The sequence below is a fragment of the Paraburkholderia sp. UCT2 genome (assembly GCF_014397665.1).
In the GTDB taxonomy this organism is placed as follows: domain Bacteria; phylum Pseudomonadota; class Gammaproteobacteria; order Burkholderiales; family Burkholderiaceae; genus Paraburkholderia; species Paraburkholderia tuberum.
The window spans coordinates 17,548-36,365 of sequence record NZ_VZQO01000032.1 but is presented as its reverse complement, the minus strand read 5'-3'; the positions used below and the strand labels follow the sequence as shown (position 1 = coordinate 36,365).

Genomic DNA, 18,818 nt, shown 5'->3' with positions numbered 1-18,818 from the left:
CTGCTTGCCTCAGCCTGGGGTGGAGTCGGCTTCGGCTGTCTAGGTGGATGCTTCTTTCGACGCAAGCGCGCCGAATACTTCATGCAGATCCGCTGCCCCGCGCGCGGGGCGATCCAGCATCTTCAACTCGACGCTTTGCAGATGGCGCGACATCAGCGCGGCCGCCTGCTTCACATCGCCGGCGTCGAGCGCGGCGAGAATCGCTTCGTGGTCCTCGAACGAGCACGGGCTGCGTCCGAGCGATTCGTACAGCGCGGAAATCAGCGTGGAACGCGCGACCAGCCCGTTCAGGCAATCGCACAACACTGAGTTGCCGGTCAGGTTCGCGAGCTCCGTATGAAACTCGCCCGACAAGCGGATCCATGCCGGAAAATCCCGCGTTTCGAATGCCTTGCGTTCCCGGCCGATCATGCCGCTGATGTGCTTCAGACGCCGCATGCCGTGTCCGGTACAGATCTTTTCGACGACGGCCAGCTCGATGATGCGGCGCATTTCGAACACCTCGTGCACCTCCTGCAACGACGGACTCGCAACGAACGCGCCACGATTCGGCTCGAGATCGACGAGGCGCTCACTCGCCAGCTGCGACAGCGCCTGGCGGATGGGGCCGCGCTTCACACCGAATACTTCGCATAGCTGAGCTTCGGTGAGCTTCGCGCCGGGTGCCAGCCGGTGCTCGAGGATCGCCGCGCGGATGCGCTCGGCGATTGCTTCGGGCTTCGAACTGTTCGCGACGGATTCGGTGTCGAACATGATTGGCGTCTCGGTATGTTGGTCATCATAGGACGGACACAAATATTGTCAACAATTTTTGCGTCGATTTTCGACAGTTTTTGTGCTGCGTTGCGTCAGCGGAAGGCTTTGAGCCAAGCTGCGCGGCTGTCTGGCGGGAATCTTACCCGGTTTTGACGACGCTAAGACGAGTACTGGCAGCCAGTTTTTGTCAACAAAAACTGCAAACATTGGCGATGGGTGTGGGAGGTGGTGAGTGTGGAAATACTGACAGTTAGTTGCGTTACTGACGCAATAAAAAGCGGGCGATCCGCCCGCCGCCGCCCCGCCCACGACGGCTTCAGCCAATGCTCGGATAGCCCGACGCCGTCAGCCTGAAGCCATGCGCATTGGCGACCAGATGCGCGGCCGCGCCGACCGGCAGCGTCACCATGTTATGAACGTGCCCGAACTGCAGCCCCGTCACGACAGGAATGCCGATCAGCGAGCGCACTTGCTCGACCATCGCGTGCAGGTCGTAGCCGTTGTCGTAGTCGTACGGCTTGCCGCCCGAGAAATCACCGAGCACGAGCGCCTTCTGCTGCGCGAGGATGCCGGCCAGATGCAGTTGATAGATCATCCGCTCGATGCGGAACGGCTGCTCGTTGACGTCCTCGACGAACAGGATGCCGCCCTGCACCGGCGGCATGTACGGCGTGCCGACAAGCGACGCCACCACCGCCAGATTGCCGCCCCACAGCGTGCCCGTTACGTCGACGCTCTGCGCTTGCGGCGTGTCGCTCGCGACCGTGATGGTCGGCTGCGTCAACGCCGACCAGAAATGCCGCATCGTGAATTCGCTGAGCTGCTCGGCGCCGAAATCACTCATCAGCATCGGGCCGCCGAAGGTCTTCAAGCCGGCGCGCGCGAGCAGCGCCAGTTGGATCGCGGTGAAGTCGCTGTGACCGACCAGCGCTATCGGCTGATCGGCGAGCCGCCGCTGCAGCCCCTCATAGTCGAGACCGTGCAGAATCCGCACCGCGCCGTAGCCGCCGCGCACGGCCAACACGACATCGGGCAGCTCACGCGATGGATCGGCGAGCCGGTTCAGATCGGCCGCGCGCTCGCCGTCGGTGCCGGCGAAGCGCTGGTAGCGGCGCTTCGCGGCCTCCTCGCCGTCGACTCGATGCCCCTGCGCACGCAGCCGATGCAGCGCGCGATGCAGCACCTCCGTATCATGCGGATAGCCGGATGGCGCAATCAGTTCGATGGTGCGAGATGCGGTCATGGCGAGACCCGTTGGGCGTTGTCGTTTTAGAGCGGCGTGGTTGGGGGCGGTTCGCTGCTGGAGGGTGTGGCGGTGTCAACGGCCGCTTCGGCCGCTTCAGCCGTTTCGCCGCGCGCCGCCGCGCGGGCTGCGCGACTCGTCCGACGCCGCTCGGCAAAAAACGACCTGAGCGCGGCACCGCATTCGGCTTCGAGGACACCGCCGCTGACCGTCGTGTGATGGTTCAGCTGAGGATTCGCGAACGCATCGACCACGCTGCCGCACGCGCCCGTTTTTGGATCGCGCGCGCCGAACACGACACGGGCGATGCGCGCGTGCATGATCGCGCCGGCGCACATCAGGCAAGGCTCGAGCGTCACATAGAGTTCGCAACCCGGCAGACGATAGTTTTGGAGCGACTGCGCGGCTGCGCGCAGCGCGACCATTTCGGCGTGCGCGGACGGGTCATGCGCGCCGATCGGATGATTGAAGCCCGTGGCGATGACTTCGTCGCCGCGCACGAGCACCGCGCCGACCGGTACTTCGCCGGCTGCGCGCGCTTCTTCGGCGGCGGCCTGAGCAAGCGCCATGAAGCGCAGGTCGCGTTCGGAGATGATGGGAGCGTCGGAATTTCCGGGAGGGATGGCGGCAGCGGCCATCGGGTGATCAGCCGCCGGTGCGAAGACCGCGCCGATGCAAGCGCCAACGGATTTCTCACCGGCCTCGGCTTGCGCAGAAGAGCCGATCGAGGCGGCACACGGGAGCGGCTCGTTCACTGCGAACCCGCGGCGGTTACATCGACATTGCCCACGCGCTCAGAGAGACGCTCCGCGATGCGGCGGCAATATTCGCGCGGCAGGACCATCGGGCCGCCGCGCAGCGATTCGAGCGCCATATCGAGCGCGAGCATGCGCGCCTGGAGACGGCAACGGGTCGGCTGATCGCTCACGGCATTCAGCTCCGTTTGCAGATCGCGCAACGCGCGAAGCTGCTCGACGGCGGGCGGCACGAAGCCCGCATTTTTCAGAATCCGGTTGGCGACGCGCACCTCTTCCGGCACCAACGCATCGTCGTCGAGGGCCAGCGGCGCGCCCGCTCCCGGCAAGTCGTCGAACTCTCCGCGCGCGGCGGCGGCGGCAATACGCTGTTCGACAAGCGCATCAAGCAATTTCATCTGCAATCCACAACGTTGCGGCCCGAGCATTCTATCAGGGAGCGCACGGGCGCTCCGTGCTCACTTGACGGCATAAAGGCGCCGATTTGCCGGCAACCCGGCATTTGACGGTGCTTCAGCGTGGACTTAGAGTAAGTCATCAAGTCGCACAACGCGCGCGGCGCTTAACCCGCGCGGCACGCAGAGGTTCCCTCTCGTCGAATTTGACGCCGCCATGCCATTCAAACCGATCGGCCGTCCCAGTGCTCTTCCCGTCGCGGAACCGCATCCGATCTGCGCCGCGCAGCCAGTGCGAGGGGGCCAGCAAGCGTCTCGGCGGATCGGCGTGCGTAGCGCGCTGGCGGCGATTACCGCGGCCGCACTGCTTTCCGGCTGCGGCGTTTTTTGCGGTGGCGCCGCGGCGAGCGGCGGCGCCTATGCCGGGGGCTGCGGGACGAGCGTGCGGTTCTAGCCGGCGCCTCGCGAAACAGCCGCGAATTCGTTACCGAGGTGGCCTACGCCCCTCCCTCAGCTCGGCCCCACCAACGGCCAACGTGCGAGGACGATATGTCTGGTCCGTCCCAGCAGGCTGTGCATCAGCGCAAACTCGCGCACATTCCAGCACGCCGCCTCGGCCGTATGGCGCTCGATCCACTGCATCCCGTACGCCAGCGTCACGTGCGGCGTAAAACGTGCGTCGGGCTCGATGCCGTCGTCGCGCAAGCCCGCTTCGAGCGCATCGTGAAGCGCTTGCAGTCCGTGCACACCGTGCTCGCCCACCAGCACCGCCGGCCCGAGCCGCGGCCTTTTCGCGAAGCTGGCGACCGCGTCGAATTCGACCGTAAATGGCGCCATGCTGACCGCCGCGGCCGCCCGTTTCGCCGCCTCGACCACATTCGCCGGCAAGCCGCCCGCGAAATTGCCGAGATGCCTGAGCGTGACGTGCAAGCGGTTCGCCGCGAGCGGTTTGCCGCGCACGCCGCTGCGCACGCGTGCCTCCACACAAAGCTGCTGCGCGAACTTCGCGATACCGGCCGCGGTATTGGCATCGGGATAGACCGCGAAAAAGAGCCCGTCGGTGGGCGGGGACGGCGCCTCGAGCCCGGGCAACCACAGTTGTTCAGGCATCGCGCCTCGTTCCTTCGCTGATTCTTTCCGTCGATCCGCACACCGCCGCACAAGCGGCCCATTGCAGTCATGATACTGTATATTCATACAGTATGACAGGCCGTGTGCCACTGCGACGCGCTACAGATCGGCCGGCTTGCCGATGCGTTTGTACCAAAGCTCGATAAACGACTCGGCCGCCGGCGACAGCGAATGCTCGGCGCGTCGGATCAGATTCACGTCGCGTGTGACGAGCGGCGCTTCGAGCCTGCGCGCGACCAGATCGCGATGTGGAAACGACCCGAGCAGAATGCCCGGAAAAATCGCGATGCCGAGACCGGCCTGCACCATCGAAAGCCCGGTCGTCATATAGGACACTTCGTACTCGACCGCCTTGCGCATGCCGAGCGTGAACAACGTTTCGTCGATCAACTTGCGGATGCCGCTCGTCGACTTGATGCCGAGCCACGGATACTGCAGCGCATCCTTCCAGCTCACACGCCGCTTTTTCGCGAGTGCCGAATCCTTGCGGCAGATCGCGCACAAGTTGTCGCGCGCGAGGCATTGCAGCGTGATGCCCTCGGGGCGCTCGCTGATCGTGCCGATGCCGAACTCGACGTCGCCCGTCAGCGTCGACGCGGTCAGGCGATCGGGCGCGGCGTCGTCGACCGAGACCTCGATATTCGGGTACAGCGCGCGATATTCGGCGAGCAGTTTCGGCACGATCGCCGCCGCGATCGACGGCGTCGCCGCGAAGCGCAGCCGACCGCGCTCGCGCCCGGCCAGCTCCTTCACGCTCGACTGGATCGACTCGAGATCACGCAGCATCCGCTCGACGGTCGGCAGGATTTCATGCGCGGCCGCGGTCGGCCGCAACGAGCGCGACGTGCGGTCGAACAGCCGCAGGCCGAGCGCCTCCTCCATTTGCCGGATCAATACGCTGACCGCGGGCTGGGTGATGAACATCTCGTCGGCCGCGCGCGTCAGCACGCCGAAACGGCAGACGAGCGCGAATGCGCGCAACTGTTTGATGGTTGGGGTCATGGAAGCGCAATCATAAAGTTACTTTATGGGACCATTGATTTTGTTCGATTGTTTTCATTCGGACGGTACCCTACATTGCTCTCCTACGCAGCGCGCAGCCGTTCAAAAAACGACAGGAGACAGTCGTGACAGCAATCGATTCGCGCAAACGCTTGATCGGCGCAATGGCGTCGACGCTCGGCAATGTGCTCGAGTGGTACGACTTCGTCGTGTTCGGGTTTCTGTCGATCATCATCGCGAAGCAGTTCTTCCCCAGCCACAGCGAGTACGCCGCGCTGATGCTCACCACGGCGACGTTCGGCGCGGGCTTCGTCGTGCGGCCGCTCGGCGGGATTCTGCTGGGCATGTACGCGGACCGCAAAGGCCGCAAGGCAGGGCTCACGCTCGTCATCGCGATGATGACGGTGGCCGCCGCGATGATCGCGCTCACCCCCGGCTTCCAGCAGATCGGCCTGATCGCGCCGGCGATCGTGCTGTGCGCGCGTCTGTTGCAGGGCATTTCGGCCGGCGGCGAATTCGGCACCGCGACCGCGATGTTGATCGAATATGCACCGACAGCGCGCCGCAATCTGTATGGCAGCTGGCAGATGTTCGCGCAGGCCCTGGGCGCGTTGCTCGCGGTCGCGATGGGCAGCGCGCTCACGCATCTGTTCACGCATGAGGCGCTCGAGTCGTGGGCATGGCGCATTCCGTTCCTGCTTGGTCTGCTGATCGGCCCGGTCGGCTTCTATATCCGCCGCAACCTGCCCGAAACCGAGGCGTTCCAGAAGCTCGGCGCGCGTGTGAAGGTGCCGTTCTCGCGCGTCGTGATGCACTATCCGCGCGAGTTGTTCGTCGCGACCGCGCTGTCGGCCGCGCTCAACGTGATGGCCTACGTGATCATCACGTATCTGCCGATTTACGCGGTGCAGAACCTTCATATGCCGGTGACGCTGCCGTTTTCCGTGCTGCTCGCGAGCGTGCTGCTGCGCGTGGTGACGATTCCTCTATTCGGTCATCTCGCGGATCGCATCGGCGGCGAACGGATGATTCGCGTCGCGCTCGCGCTGTTTCTCGTCGTGCTGTACCCCGCTTACTACTGGATCGTCAACGCGCCGTCGTTCGCGTCGATCATGTCCGTCGAACTCGGCTTCGCGCTGCTGATCAGCGCGTCGAACGCGCCGATTCCGACCGCGCTCGCCGGCCTGTTCCCGACCGAAGTCCGCTCGACCGGCCTCGCGATCTCGTACAACATCGGCGCGGCCGTTTTCGGCGGCTTCTCGCCGATGGTGCTGACGTGGCTGCTGCACGTGACTGGCAACAACATGATGCCGGCGCATTTCTGTGCGCTGTTCTTCGCGCTCGGCCTGATCGGCGCGTTCATGCTGAAACGCCGCGCCGCGCCGGTGAACGAGTTCGCCACCCAGTAGCCCGCTCATCCCCGTTTTCCTCTTACCCGCACTTTCTCCGGGAGATCCCGCATGCCTGTCATTGACGTTCATACGCACATCTTCACGCACAAATGGCTCGAACTGCTGCGGCAGCGCGGCGGTGCGTACAACATTCAGACGCGCCCCGACGGTCAGCAGGAAGTGTTTCGCGGCAACACGCCGGTCGTGATTCCGCAACAAGGCCACTTCGATTTCGACATGCGGATCCGCCAGATGGATGAATCGGGCATTGATATTTCGGTCGTGTCGCTGACCTGCCCGAACGTGTACTGGGGCGATCAGGCAACCAGTTGCCTCGCCGCGCGCGAATCGAACGACACGATCGCCGAAGCACAGGCCAAATATCCCGGCCGCATCCGCTGGTTCACGTCGCTGCCGTGGGAATATCCGGAAGCGGCGCTCGAAGAACTGCGCCGCACCTGCGAGAACGGCGCGAGCGGCGTGATGGTGCTCGCGAACATCGCGGGACGCAGCCTCACCGATCCGATGTTCGCGCCGATCTGGGCCGAGATCGACCGTCGCGCGTTGCCGGTGCTCGTGCATCCGACCGATCCGCCCGGCGTCGATCTGATGGACATGACGAAGTTCGATCTGAGCTGGGCGGTCGGTTTCATGTTCGACACGACGCTCGCCATCACACGGATGATCTTCGAAGGCTTCTTCGATCAGTATCCGGATCTGAAGCTCATCGCGTCACATGCGGGCGGCGCGTTGCCTTATCTGGCGGGCCGCTTCGAGAAAGGCAACGAGGTCGAGATCCCGCAACGTCGCAAGATGAAGCGCAAGCCGATCGATTATCTGCGCCATATCTACTACGACTGCATCACGTATAGCCCGGCGTCGTTCGAATTTCTCGTCTCGGTGGTCGGCGCGGATCGCGTGATGTTCGGGACCGACTGGCCGCATCAGGTGTACGACATTCGCGGCGCGTTCGCCAACACCGCGCGTCTGCCGAAGGAGCAATGCGACGCGATCCGCGGCAACAACGCGCTGCGGGTCTTCGGGTTCTGACGCGAGTCGCGGCGGCAGCTACCTGCCAGGAACCGTCAGCTGGTCGCCACCTACGCGGCGCTGCTCGACGATCTGATCGCGCGAGCGCCGCGGTAGTCGTCGCGCGCGGTGCAAGGGCGAGGTGTCGTTGCGGGAACAGAATTGCCAGCGTATTCCGGCGCATCAGGTCCTCCGATCGTGCCGGTACGTGCGGGACGTCCAATCACGCCCACTCGATCGGCAATCAGCCGGCTGGAGCCTTGTGGGAACGGCGTTTCCGCCTGGTCACGCGGGGTCGATACCGTCAGTCATACCGAAATTCTGGCTCGGCAGTTAATGGCTTCCATTGCACGGCATTGGACAATAGGCACCCGCTCCGTTTAAAAAGCCAGCAAGACCGAGCATCTGAAGCCGATTCGATACCGTCGTCGATACCGTGAGCGAACCCCTGCGCGGGCGCCCACGTACACCGCCAGAAACACCGTGAGACTCATTCCAGAGCGGAGCCTTGCAAAATTGGGATGACAGTCGGAGTAGGATACTGGCCTTTTGAGCCAAAGTTCGGCGATCTCCTCAGGGGTGCCGAACCCGTCATCTCGCACCGATGCCCCTCGACTACCCTACCCTCGATGCGCTGCGCACGCGCCATCCAGCTTGGCGCCTGTTACGCTCCGACCACGCGCCGCTCACTGTCAGCTTCCTGCACCGCGTGTTCGTCGCGCCAAACGTGCGCGTGGTGGCGGCTCCGCTTCTTGCCGAAGCACTCGAAGATGAGCTTTACGCGTTGCGCGAACAACTCGGCGATGACGCCTTCCCGAAGCCGGCGCTCGAGTATCTGAACGACTGGGCCAGCCCTGAAAAGGGATGGTTGCGCAAGTACTATCGCCAAGGATCCGATGAACCGCAGTTCGACCTGACACCCGCCACGGAGAAAGCGATCGCATGGCTCGGCACGCTGACGGAACGCAGCTTTGTCGGCACGGAATCGAGGCTCTTGACACTTTTCGAGCTGCTGCGGCAAATGGGCGAAGGCAGCGAGGCGGACCCCGAAAAGCGTCTTGCCGAGCTCCACACGCGGCGCGGCCAGATCGACGAAGAAATCGCCCGCGTGGAGGCCGGTGACGTTCGGCTGCTCGACGATGCCGCGCTCAAGGACCGCTTTCAGCAATTCATGCAGATGGCGCGCGACCTGCTCACGGATTTCCGTGAAGTCGAACAAAACTTTCGGCTGCTGGACCGACATGTGCGCGAGCGAATCGCGCTCTGGGAAGGATCGAAGGGTGCGCTCATCGAGGAAATCATGGGCGAGCGCGACGCGATCGCCGATTCGGACCAGGGCAGCAGCTTCAGGGCGTTTTGGGACTTCCTGATGTCGAGCCGCCGTCAAGAGGAACTCTCGAAACGGCTCGAGCGCGTGCTGGCGCTGCCGGCGGTCATGGAAATGAGGCCCGACGCGCGCACGCGGCGCGTCCACTATGACTGGCTGGAAGCCGGCGAGCATACGCAGCGCACGGTAGCTCAGCTCTCGCAGCAGCTTCGACGCTTCCTCGACGATCAAGCGTGGCTCGAAAACCGCCGCATCATGGACATTCTGCGCGGTATCGAAACGAAAGCGCTTGCGCTGCGCGAAGCGCCCCCACCAGGCTCCGTCATGGAGATCGAGACCGCATCCACTGACATCGAGCTGCCGATGGAACGCCCGCTTTACGCGCCGGCGCTGCGCCCTCTCATTGCCAACGTCTCAATCGAAACCGGTGAGGCGAACCTCGATGCCTCGGCACTCTACACGCAGATCGTCGTCGATCGCGCGCGCCTCGCGGGCCATATCCGCCGATGCCTGCAAGATCGGCCGCAAGTGACGCTTGCCGAACTGACCGCTTCGCAGCCTCTCGAGCATGGGCTCGCCGAGCTCGTCGCCTATTTGCAACTGAGCGCCGAAGCTGGATCATTTCGCGCGACTGTCGATGAGACCATTTCCGATACGATCGAGTGGCAGGCGAACGACGCCAACGGAACACCAATCATTAAGCGCACGACGATGCCGCGTGTGATTTTCACAAGGTAGAGATGACGGAAGAACAGCAAGCCTCGTCGCCTGGTCGAGGTGATTTGTCGACAGTTGCCATCGCGCTGCTCAAGGGCGTGGTTTATCGTGATGGAAACGAGCGCCTCTGGGCCGCACTGCTCGAATTGCAAACGCACGCGCGCGACTACGTCGCCGTGCTTGGCCTCGAGCTCGTCGTGGACGAGGCGGAAGGCTACGCCTTCGTAAAAAGCCGCGCCGCGCATGACGCTGAAGTCGATGGGGAACAGGCTAAGCTACCCCGGCTCGTTGCCCGGCGTCCACTCTCGTTCCCCGTGAGCCTGCTGCTCGCGCTGCTGCGAAAGAAGCTGGCGGAATGGGATGCTGGCGGCGGCGACACGCGGCTCGTCCTTGCGCGCGAGGACATCGTCGAGCTCGTACGCGTATTCCTTCCCGCGAGCACCAACGAGGCGCGCCTGGTCGATCAAATCGATACACACGTGAACAAGATCGTCGAGCTCGGCTTCCTACGCCGGATGAAGACCACGAGCGGACCGCCCACATTCGAGGTGCGGCGCATTCTCAAGGCGTTCGTCGATGCGCAATGGCTGCTCGATTTCGACGCGCGGCTCGCGAGCTATCGGGCGCACCACCTTCAAGATTCGACGGTTTCTGACCAACAGGAGAGTCGCGATGAATGAGCCGCGTACGCTCGGCCTCGATTTTGCCGTCGACGACGCCCTGACGGGCTTTCGCCTCGAGCGGCTCGAGGTTTTCAATTGGGGAACCTTCGACCAACGAGTCTGGGTGCTGCGGGTCGATGGCCGCAACGGCCTGCTGACAGGAGACATCGGCTCCGGCAAGTCGACGCTCGTCGACGCCATCACCACCCTCCTCGTGCCCGCGCAGCGCATCGCCTACAACAAGGCGGCAGGCGCGGACAGCAAGGAACGTACGTTACGCTCGTATGTGCTTGGCTACTACAAGTCGGAGCGCAACGAGGTCACGGGGACGGCCAAGCCCGTGAGCCTGCGCGACCATAACAGCTATTCGGTGGTTTTGGGCGTGTTTCGTAACGCCGGGTACGATGCCACAGTCACACTCGCGCAGGTGTTCTGGATGAAAGACGCACAGGCTCAACCCGCGCGATTCTTCGTCTGTGCCGAACGCGATCTCTCGATCGCCGCTGACTTCTCGCGCTTCGGCACCGACATCGCACAGCTGCGCAAAAAGCTGCGCGGGCTGGGTGCCGAAATCGAGGACACCTTTCCGAAATACAGCGCCTGGTTCCGGCGGCGCTTCGGAATCGAAAACGAGCAAGCGCTCGAGCTCTTCCATCAAACGGTATCGATGAAATCGGTGGGCAATCTCACCGACTTCGTACGCAGCCACATGCTTGAGCCGTTCGACGTTGCACCGCGCGTCGATGCACTGATCACTCACTTCGACGATCTGAATCGCGCGCACGAGGCGGTACTGAAAGCCAAGCGCCAGGTGGAACTACTGACACCGCTCGTCGACGACTGCGATCGCCACAGCGAGCAAGGACACGTTCTCGACGGCTGGCGAGCGTGCCGTGAAGCACTGAAACCCTACTTCGCCGGGCTCAAGCTCGGCCTCATCGAGCGCCGCCTCCAATTGCTCGACGAGGATCACGCGCGTGCAATGTCACGCAAGGCGCGGCACGAAGAAGCGCGCGACCAGGCGCGCCAGCGCGTGGACGATTTGCGCCGCGCCGTGGCCGAACAAGGCGGCGATCGCATCGCGCAGCTCGAGGTCGAAATCCGCCAGCACGAGCGAGAAAGCGCGCGTCGCCGCGAACGCGCGCAACGCTATGCCGCCATCGTTACGCTGCTCGGCGAAACCGAGGCCACGGATGAGGCCGCATTCGCTTCCCAACGCCAACGTCTGGCCGAGCGGCGCAGCTCGCTCGTCGACGACGAAGCGCAAGAGCAAAATGCGATTACCGAATGGAGCGTGGCCTTTCGCGAAGGGAAAGCGCAGCGTGATCTGCTAGAGGACGAAATCGCGAGCCTGAAAGCTCGACGTAACAACATCCCGAAGGAACAAGTCGCGATGCGGGCGAGCCTATGCTCGGCGCTCGGTCTGGAGGAAGACGCCCTGCCGTTCGCCGGCGAACTCATTCAGGTGCAAGAGGATGCGCGCGATTGGGAGGGCGCCGCCGAGCGCGTCCTGCGCAACTTCGGCCTGTCGCTGCTCGTGCCCGACGAGCACTATGCGAACGTCGCGGCGTGGGTCGATCGCACTCATCTCCGGGGGCGGCTCGTCTACTTTCGCGTGCGCTCTGAACGCGCCGCGCGTGCAGCCGAGACCATCGAGCTACACCGCCACTCGCTCGCGCACAAGCTCGCGATCAAGCCCGATTCGCCGTTCTATGGCTGGCTCGAGCGCGAAATCGGCCGCCGGTTCGACTATGCATGCTGCGATACGCAGGAGCAGTTTCGGCGCGAGATGCGCGCGATCACGCGTGCGGGCCAGGCGAAAGCGCTTGGCGAGCGCCACGAAAAAGACGACCGCCGCGCGCTTGACGATCGCAGCCGCTACGTGCTGGGTTGGAGCAACACGGCCAAAATTGCCGCCCTCGAAGCACAACGGCGAGCGCTCGAGGTTCGGCTTGGCGAGATCGGACAGAAGCTTGGAGAAGCTCAAAGCGAGCACGCGAAGGTGCGCGAGCAGCTCGAAGCGCTTGCGCGCATCGGCGAGTTCGTCGACTTCCGCGACATCGACTGGGGAAGCTGCGCGACCGCGATCGCACGTCTGGCAGACGAAAAAGCCCGCCTCGAAGCGGCAAGCGACGCCCTCGCGGAGCTAACGGCCCAATTGGACTCGGCGCAAGCGTCGTTGACAGAGAGTGAAGCGGCGATCTCGGAAACCGACTCGGAACTGGGCGGTATCCTGGCCAGGCGGGAGGCAGCGCAAACGTTGCGCGACGAGACGCACGCGCTCGTTGCGGAAGTGAATGCCGAACTTGCCGAGCGAATCGAGGCGCTGCGAGCGGAGATTCTCGGCGAACACCAGCTTTCCGTCGAGTCATGCGACAACCGCGAGCGGGACGTGCGAGAGGCGTTGACAACCCGTATCGACAACGAAACGAAGTCGCTCGGCCGCCTTGCCGAAAAAATCGTCAAGGCCATGGCGGCCTTCAAGGATGCCTACAAGCTCGAAACGGCCGACTTCGATGCGAGCCTCGACGCGACCTCAGAGTACCGTGACATGCTCGCGCGGCTGCAAGCGGACGATCTGCCGCGCTTCGAAGCGCGTTTCAAAGAGCTGCTCAACGTCAATACGATCAACGAGATCGCCAACTTCCACGCCCAGCTCGCCCGCGAACGGCAAACGATCAAGGAACGTATCGAACGCATCAACGAATCGTTGCGACAAATCGACTACAACGCGGGCCGATACATCGTCCTCGAGAGTCAGTCCAGCCCCGACGCGGAGATCCGCGAATTCCAGAGCGACCTGCGCGCTTGCACCGAGGGCGAACTCACCGGCTCGGACGATAGCCAATACTCGGAGACCAAGTTCCTGCAAGTCAAACGGATCATTGACCGCTTCCGCGGCCGCGAAGGGTTGACCGAGCAGGACCGGCGCTGGCGCGCCAAAGTGACCGACGTGCGCAACTGGTTTCTGTTCGCCGCCAGCGAGCGTTGGCGTGAGGACGACAGCGAATACGAGCACTATTCGGACTCGGGCGGTAAATCGGGCGGCCAGAAGGAAAAGCTCGCCTATACGATCCTTGCCGCGAGTCTCGCCTATCAGTTCGGCCTCGAATGGGGCGCCGTGCGTTCTCGTTCGTTCCGCTTCGTCGTCATCGACGAGGCGTTTGGACGAGGCTCCGACGAATCGGCGCAATACGGTCTCACATTGTTTCAAAAACTGAACCTGCAACTGCTGATCGTCACGCCGCTGCAGAAGATTCACATCATCGAGCCGTTCGTTTCGAGCGTCGGATTCGTTCAGAACGAGGGCGGACGCGCCTCGAAGCTGCGCAACCTGTCGATCGAGGAGTACCGCGCGCGCAAGGCGGAGTTCGAGCAATGAATTGGACGACGACCGCCGAACTGCGCGTTCGCCTCCAGCGCCTATGGGAGCGTGGCGAATGGCTGCGGAGCCTCGTAGACGGCACCGAGGGGCTGTTCCCGCTACGTCTGACGATAAAAGGCCCGAGCTCGTCCGAATTGGCCGAACGCTTCGACGCGGTACGCGCATGGATCGCGGAGATTGCCGCGACACCGCGCGTACGCATCGAATGGCGAGAAATCAATCATCGAATTCTCGGCCTGCAGCGTTTGCCACAAGCAGCTTGGGTGGACAGTCTGGACGATGCGCTCGCGGTCGCCGGCAAGCGCCGCGACGCAGCGCAGTTCGAGCGGCTGCTCGAAATCACACGCTCCCGCCAGCCGAAGCTCACCACGTGGCTTGCGCAGCGCCCGTTGCAAGCACTCGAATTCGCAGGCGATTGGGAACGACTGCTGGCAGTCGTCGATTGGCTGCAAGCACATCCGCAGCCGGGCGTATATCTTCGCCAAGCCGAAATCGCCAACGTCGACACGAAATTCATCGAGGCGCGGCGCGGCGTCCTCGCCCAATGGCTCGATCTCGTGCTGCCGTCGGAGTCAATCGACAGCAGCCGGACAGCCGCCGCCCAATTCGCTGCTCGCTACGGGTTCCGCGAGAAGCCGCCTCGGATTCGATTTCGCGCGCTCGATGACAGGCTCGCCGTTCTGCCCGGCATGGGCCGGCCCGACATCGCACTCGACGCTGACAGCTTCGCGCGCCTCACACTGCCATGCCGCCACGTGTTCATTACGGAGAACGAGATAAATTTTTTGGCGTTTCCCGACGTTCCGCAGTCGATCGTGCTCTTCGGGGCGGGCTACGGTTGGGAAGCTCTCGAGCCGGCGCGATGGCTCACGGACTGTGCGCTCCACTACTGGGGCGACATCGACACGCACGGCTTCGCCATTCTCGATCAATTGCGCAGCCGGTTCCCGCATGTTGGATCGTTCTTGATGGACCGCGCGACGCTGGTGGCGCATGAAGCGTTCTGGGGAGAAGAAGGCGATCAGGTCACGCGCGATCTGCCGCGGCTCACTGCCAAAGAGCGGGAACTCTTCGATGACCTGCGCGACAACCGGATTCGCCATGGATTGCGGCTCGAGCAGGAGCGCGTGGGATTCGGGTGGGTCAGGGCGGCGCTCGAAGAGCGGGCTTGCGCTTAGAACTTCCCATCTCACCGCGAGGTACAACTCGAATACGACTCGAAGCAGGCCGCCTCGAAGATGCCTGCCCCAACTCCCACGTTCAGCGACTTTAGTTTGCGCTGCCGTTGCGCAGCAGAGCATCCGAGATCGTCGACAGCGCCTCAGCCAGTCGTCTTGCCGTCTCGGGAGATGGCAGCGGCAACCTGAGACTTCGCGCGCCCGTCACGGCATCGCGCTCGACCCACGGGTGTGCGGCAACCGCGCCATCGCCCGGCTCATTCAACGCCGACGCCAGCGCCGCGCCGAACTGCAGCAACCCTGACCACGGTTCGAAGGACGCGCCTCGTTGCGCTGTATCGATGGTCGAAGCTTGAGGCCGCTCTCCGGTACCGGCGAGGTCGGTTTCCACGGCGCTCGCGTCACGCGCCGCGTCGCCGGACACGACTGCGCCGCTCGCGGCTTCCTCCGCCGCGGCCATGACCTCGCTCTCTCCCATGCGCCCCGCGACGTTTTCGACATCCTTCATGAAGCGGGTCAGGCGCGAACCACCGAGCAGAATTTCGCTGGCGCCGCCATCGAGGATGCCTTCCGCCAGCGAGCGCTTGAAAGCCAGCACCGACAGCATGCCCTCCTCGATCGTTCCCTTCGCGATGTAATTGACGACTTGTACCGGCTTTTTCTGGCCCAACCGATAGATGCGCGCGATGCGCTGTTCCAGCACCGCCGGGTTCCACGGCAGATCCATGTTCACGAGCGTCGACGCGTGCTGGAGGTTGAGCCCCGTGCTACCTGCGTCCGTCGACAGAAATACCCGACAGTCCGAATCGTCCCGAAAGCGCTGCACCAGCGCGGGCCGATTTTCCGACGGCACGCCGCCATGGAAGCTGACGTAGCCGATGCCGAGCTTCTTGAGCCGGCGAATGACTATCTCATGCGTGCGCGTCCATTGACTGAACACCACGACTTTCTCGTCCGGCTGCGTGAAAAGCGACTCGAACAACGTCGCCAGCTCGTCGGCCTTCACGCCATGATCGGTTTCCTGGTCCAGCAGATAGGTGCTGTTGCACGACATGCGCATGTTCTGCAAAGCACAGGTGAGGCGCCGCTGGTCCTGATCCGACAGAAACCTGGTGTTACGCCAGCGCCGGACGATTTTGGCCACGATGTCCGCGTTTTCCGTGTGATACGCCATCTGCAGCTCGGTCATGGGCACCAGCAGATTCTGGTCGGTGCGCCCGGGCAACTGCAGCAGCACCTCGGACTTGCGACGCCGTATCATGATCGGTGCCAGGGTCTGGCTGATCTTCTCGAGGCCCGTGTATCCCGTCACGCGTCCCGCCTCGTCCTTGACCTGATGTTCGTGCAGCAGCTTCCACGTTGGCCCGAGACGGTGCTGGTCGACGAATTGAACGATGGAAACGAGTTCCTCCAGCTTGTTTTCGAGAGGCGTTCCCGTCAGCACGACGGCATAGGGGCTGTCGATTCGCTTGAGAGCCTTCGCCGCAATGGTGTTCCAGTTCTTGATGCGCTGCGCCTCGTCGACGATGACCAGCTCCGGCGCCCACGCGGAAATCATGTCAAGGTCCGATTTCAGCTTCTCATAGTTGGTGATCTTGTAGAGATCCTGGGCCGCATATTCGCCCCGCCTCTGGGCAAGGCCGCCCGCGACTACCCTCGAAGCGTGGCCGGAGAACCGCGTGATCTCGCTCTGCCACTGATACTTGAGCGAAGTCGGGCAAATCACCAGCACTTTCGACACGCCAAAATGCCGGATCAGGATTTCCGCCGCCGCGACGGCCTGCACCGTCTTGCCGAGGCCCATTTCGTCGCCGATCAAGGCGCGCCCGGCACGCACGGCGAACAATGCGCCTTCGGCCTGGTAAGGATAGAGCGGCACCTTGAGCAGCTTCTTCAGCGAGGGCGTCGCCCCTCCTTGCGGAAACTGCCCGTCGAGCATCCTGGCACGGCGCGCCGCATCGTTTCGGCCGGCGATGAAATCGAGCGCGTCGTCATGGGCGCGCAATTCGTGCCCGGCCTTCGCCACCCTGGAGAGAAAGCGCCCGAGATCTTCAAAACGGTCCTCCGGCAGATGCCATCGCCGAGACTCGTCGAACAAAGCGGCGGCCGCTTTGGCTACCTTTGCCGGACAATCCGCGCCGGCGCGAAAATGGACCGCTCGCCCTCCCTCGTTTCGCAAATACAGCTCCGAGAATGCGGGCTGATAACCACGGGCGAAGGCCGCCTTTGCGCCTCGCTTGCGCAGCAGTCGCGACAAGGTAAATTCAATGTGCTTGCAGGTGCCGAGTTCGTTGGTGGCGTAATCGGGACAGTCGCAAAAGTTGTCGCCCGGGCAGGTCCCACGAATCGACACGCGATAGCTGAAGTTCGACTCCGGATTGCCGACGCGGAATTCGGAGAAATACGTCTCCGTCCCGAGATTCTCCAGCGAGAACGCTTGCTCTTGCCCGAATTGCCGACGCAAGGCGCGCTGCCAGTCGGCGGGCGACATGTGATCGGGGGCGTGGATGCGGGAAAGCTTCGAGGATCGACGTGACTTGGTGGAAGAGTGTTTGCTAGTCATGACTTGACGTGATATTTGCGCGACCGACCCGCTCCAACAATGCGAAGTCCAGCGGGTCTCGGATTGCCTCCCACGCGGGCAGATCCAGTCAATCCGCCAACGGCTGAATCCGCCCCCCGGATCGAGTCCGTAAGGCGTCCTTGATTGCCTACCGGCTCGGTAAAAAAGAGGACACACAGTATATCCCGGGCCTCGTCCTCCATCGCCCGCAGATTCGACACACAAGGTGGCACTCAGCACCGGCACTACCCCATCTCGGGCAATAGTTTCGGCACGTAGCTCTACCCTTCGATCCAGGCACTTCTCGATCCAGTCGCCAGGCTGAAACTTGACGGATTCTGCCACGGCGCGTATTGACATCAGATATACATTGCCCTGCCATATGTATATCTATCGTATATACAGTATGGAGTGCATCATGCGCGACGCACCTATTAATCTTCGCGCCTTGCCAGAGCAACGTGATCTGATCGATTACGCAGCGAGCCTGCTTGGCAAAAACCGCTCTGACTTTATGTTGGAGGCCGCTTGCGAGCGCGCTCAGGCCGTCGTCCTGGATCGCACTTTCTTTGGGCTTGATTCGGAAAAATTTAAGCAGTTCACCGAATTGCTAGACGCGCCGAAAGTCGCAAACGCGGGTCTTGCACGTCTTACGGACGTGAAAACCCCTTGGAATGAAAACAGCGAATGAATCGGAAGCTTTCTGCTCCGCAGCCGCCGCTGGCCGAGCACGACGTTGCCAGCTTTTCCTGCGGAAGGCTGGAGCTTGACGACAGGCTGAAGCGGCGCGCCCTGATTAACCACAACAGTGGGGCAAGCCGTGTATTTGTAACGACCGATGATACCGGTCGCGTCTACGGCTACTATGCCCTCGCGGCTGGAGCCGTTGCCCATGTCGATGCAACCGGCAACGTTCGTCGAAATATGCTGGATCCAATTCCGGTGGTTGTGCTTGGCCGGCTAGCGCGAGACGTAAATACAGAAGGCATCCAACTCGGCGCTGCCCTTTTGAAAGACGCCCTCAATCGCGCTAGCTCGATCGCAAAAGATCTTGGCGTACGTGCGATGCTTGTGCATGCGATTGACGCACACGCAGCGACTTTCTATGAGTCGTACGGGCTCACACCTTCTCCGATTCATCCCCTCACACTCATGCTCCGACTGGCATGACGAGTGCGCAGAAAAGCCGCAGGGTGCGGCTTTTCTTCACCTGGCCAACTTTCCGCCACTACAGAATTGTCCACAATTTACGTCGGTACACGTGCCGTGGACAGCGGAAATTGC

15 protein-coding genes are annotated in these 18,818 nt (G+C 62.9%); 8 read left to right on the top strand and 7 right to left on the bottom strand.

What is annotated here, in order from left to right:
* Positions 1 to 39: 39 nt before the first annotated feature.
* The 6 genes from F6X39_RS24125 to F6X39_RS24100 all read right to left on the bottom strand — a co-directional run bounded on the left by F6X39_RS24125 (position 40) and on the right by F6X39_RS24100 (position 5,282).
* Positions 40 to 753 carry a GntR family transcriptional regulator gene (locus F6X39_RS24125; RefSeq protein WP_187618413.1) on the bottom strand — a complete coding sequence of 238 codons (714 nt, stop codon included), beginning with the start codon at positions 751 to 753 and terminating at the stop codon, positions 40 to 42.
* 319 nt (positions 754 to 1,072) lie between these two features.
* Positions 1,073 to 1,999: a muramoyltetrapeptide carboxypeptidase gene (ldcA, locus tag F6X39_RS24120; RefSeq protein WP_187618412.1), complete on the bottom strand. Its 927-nt coding sequence runs from the start codon at positions 1,997 to 1,999 to the stop codon at positions 1,073 to 1,075.
* A gap of 26 nt (positions 2,000 to 2,025) precedes the next feature.
* Entirely contained in the window at positions 2,026 to 2,754 is a 729-nt protein-coding gene (gene tadA / locus F6X39_RS24115) for a tRNA adenosine(34) deaminase TadA (RefSeq protein WP_187618411.1), read from the bottom strand.
* Entirely contained in the window at positions 2,751 to 3,152 is a 402-nt protein-coding gene (locus tag F6X39_RS24110) for a DnaJ family domain-containing protein (protein WP_187618410.1), read from the bottom strand. Before F6X39_RS24110 ends, tadA begins: the two co-directional genes overlap by 4 nt.
* A 507-nt stretch (positions 3,153 to 3,659) precedes the next feature.
* Positions 3,660 to 4,259, bottom strand: coding sequence for a 2'-5' RNA ligase family protein (locus F6X39_RS24105; RefSeq protein ID WP_187618409.1), 600 nt, complete (start codon positions 4,257 to 4,259; stop codon positions 3,660 to 3,662).
* Between the two features lie 120 nt (positions 4,260 to 4,379).
* Positions 4,380 to 5,282, bottom strand: a complete 903-nt coding sequence (locus tag F6X39_RS24100) for a LysR family transcriptional regulator (RefSeq protein WP_184066088.1) — start codon at positions 5,280 to 5,282, stop codon at positions 4,380 to 4,382.
* 125 nt (positions 5,283 to 5,407) lie between these two features.
* Here F6X39_RS24100 and F6X39_RS24095 point away from each other — a divergent pair, with 125 nt between their 5' ends.
* The 6 genes from F6X39_RS24095 to F6X39_RS24070 all read left to right on the top strand — a co-directional run bounded on the left by F6X39_RS24095 (position 5,408) and on the right by F6X39_RS24070 (position 14,971).
* A complete protein-coding gene (locus tag F6X39_RS24095) occupies positions 5,408 to 6,691 on the top strand; it encodes an MFS transporter (RefSeq protein WP_187618408.1) in 1,284 nt (427 codons plus the stop codon).
* Positions 6,692 to 6,742: 51 nt separating this feature from the next.
* Positions 6,743 to 7,723: an amidohydrolase family protein gene (locus tag F6X39_RS24090; protein ID WP_187618407.1), complete on the top strand. Its 981-nt coding sequence runs from the start codon at positions 6,743 to 6,745 to the stop codon at positions 7,721 to 7,723.
* Between the two features lie 583 nt (positions 7,724 to 8,306).
* Positions 8,307 to 9,767: a DUF3375 domain-containing protein gene (locus F6X39_RS24085; protein WP_187618406.1), complete on the top strand. Its 1,461-nt coding sequence runs from the start codon at positions 8,307 to 8,309 to the stop codon at positions 9,765 to 9,767.
* A 2-nt stretch (positions 9,768 to 9,769) separates the two neighbouring features.
* On the top strand, positions 9,770 to 10,426 hold the full coding sequence (locus tag F6X39_RS24080) for a DUF4194 domain-containing protein (RefSeq protein ID WP_090800540.1): 657 nt from the start codon (positions 9,770 to 9,772) through the stop codon (positions 10,424 to 10,426).
* Entirely contained in the window at positions 10,419 to 13,790 is a 3,372-nt protein-coding gene (locus tag F6X39_RS24075) for an ATP-binding protein (protein WP_187618405.1), read from the top strand. The genes F6X39_RS24080 and F6X39_RS24075 overlap by 8 nt, the downstream gene beginning before the upstream one ends.
* Positions 13,787 to 14,971, top strand: a complete 1,185-nt coding sequence (locus F6X39_RS24070; protein ID WP_090800543.1) for a Wadjet anti-phage system protein JetD domain-containing protein — start codon at positions 13,787 to 13,789, stop codon at positions 14,969 to 14,971. The genes F6X39_RS24075 and F6X39_RS24070 overlap by 4 nt, the downstream gene beginning before the upstream one ends.
* A gap of 91 nt (positions 14,972 to 15,062) precedes the next feature.
* Here the strand turns inward: F6X39_RS24070 and F6X39_RS24065 are convergent, their stop codons facing one another.
* On the bottom strand, positions 15,063 to 17,534 hold the full coding sequence (locus F6X39_RS24065; RefSeq protein ID WP_262414793.1) for a DEAD/DEAH box helicase: 2,472 nt from the start codon (positions 17,532 to 17,534) through the stop codon (positions 15,063 to 15,065).
* A gap of 418 nt (positions 17,535 to 17,952) precedes the next feature.
* Between F6X39_RS24065 and F6X39_RS24060 the strand changes: the two genes are divergently transcribed.
* Positions 17,953 to 18,225, top strand: coding sequence for a DUF1778 domain-containing protein (locus F6X39_RS24060; RefSeq protein WP_187618404.1), 273 nt, complete (start codon positions 17,953 to 17,955; stop codon positions 18,223 to 18,225).
* Positions 18,222 to 18,704: a GNAT family N-acetyltransferase gene (locus F6X39_RS24055; protein WP_187618403.1), complete on the top strand. Its 483-nt coding sequence runs from the start codon at positions 18,222 to 18,224 to the stop codon at positions 18,702 to 18,704. Before F6X39_RS24060 ends, F6X39_RS24055 begins: the two co-directional genes overlap by 4 nt.
* Positions 18,705 to 18,818 lie beyond the last annotated feature (114 nt).

Excerpts from the sequence above, each read along its gene's own strand:
- F6X39_RS24125 (WP_187618413.1), bottom strand. The coding sequence starts at position 753 with ATGTTCGACACCGAATCCGTCGCGAACAGTTCGAAGCCCGAAGCAATC.
- ldcA (WP_187618412.1), bottom strand. The coding sequence starts at position 1,999 with ATGACCGCATCTCGCACCATCGAACTGATTGCGCCATCCGGCTATCCG.
- F6X39_RS24110 (WP_187618410.1), bottom strand. The coding sequence starts at position 3,152 with ATGAAATTGCTTGATGCGCTTGTCGAACAGCGTATTGCCGCCGCCGCC.
- F6X39_RS24105 (WP_187618409.1), bottom strand. The coding sequence starts at position 4,259 with ATGCCTGAACAACTGTGGTTGCCCGGGCTCGAGGCGCCGTCCCCGCCC.
- F6X39_RS24100 (WP_184066088.1), bottom strand. The coding sequence starts at position 5,282 with ATGACCCCAACCATCAAACAGTTGCGCGCATTCGCGCTCGTCTGCCGT.
- F6X39_RS24090 (WP_187618407.1), top strand. The coding sequence starts at position 6,743 with ATGCCTGTCATTGACGTTCATACGCACATCTTCACGCACAAATGGCTC.
- F6X39_RS24085 (WP_187618406.1), top strand. The coding sequence starts at position 8,307 with ATGCCCCTCGACTACCCTACCCTCGATGCGCTGCGCACGCGCCATCCA.
- F6X39_RS24080 (WP_090800540.1), top strand. The coding sequence starts at position 9,770 with ATGACGGAAGAACAGCAAGCCTCGTCGCCTGGTCGAGGTGATTTGTCG.
- F6X39_RS24075 (WP_187618405.1), top strand. The coding sequence starts at position 10,419 with ATGAATGAGCCGCGTACGCTCGGCCTCGATTTTGCCGTCGACGACGCC.
- F6X39_RS24070 (WP_090800543.1), top strand. The coding sequence starts at position 13,787 with ATGAATTGGACGACGACCGCCGAACTGCGCGTTCGCCTCCAGCGCCTA.
- F6X39_RS24065 (WP_262414793.1), bottom strand. The coding sequence starts at position 17,534 with ATGACTAGCAAACACTCTTCCACCAAGTCACGTCGATCCTCGAAGCTT.
- F6X39_RS24060 (WP_187618404.1), top strand. The coding sequence starts at position 17,953 with ATGCGCGACGCACCTATTAATCTTCGCGCCTTGCCAGAGCAACGTGAT.
- F6X39_RS24055 (WP_187618403.1), top strand. The coding sequence starts at position 18,222 with ATGAATCGGAAGCTTTCTGCTCCGCAGCCGCCGCTGGCCGAGCACGAC.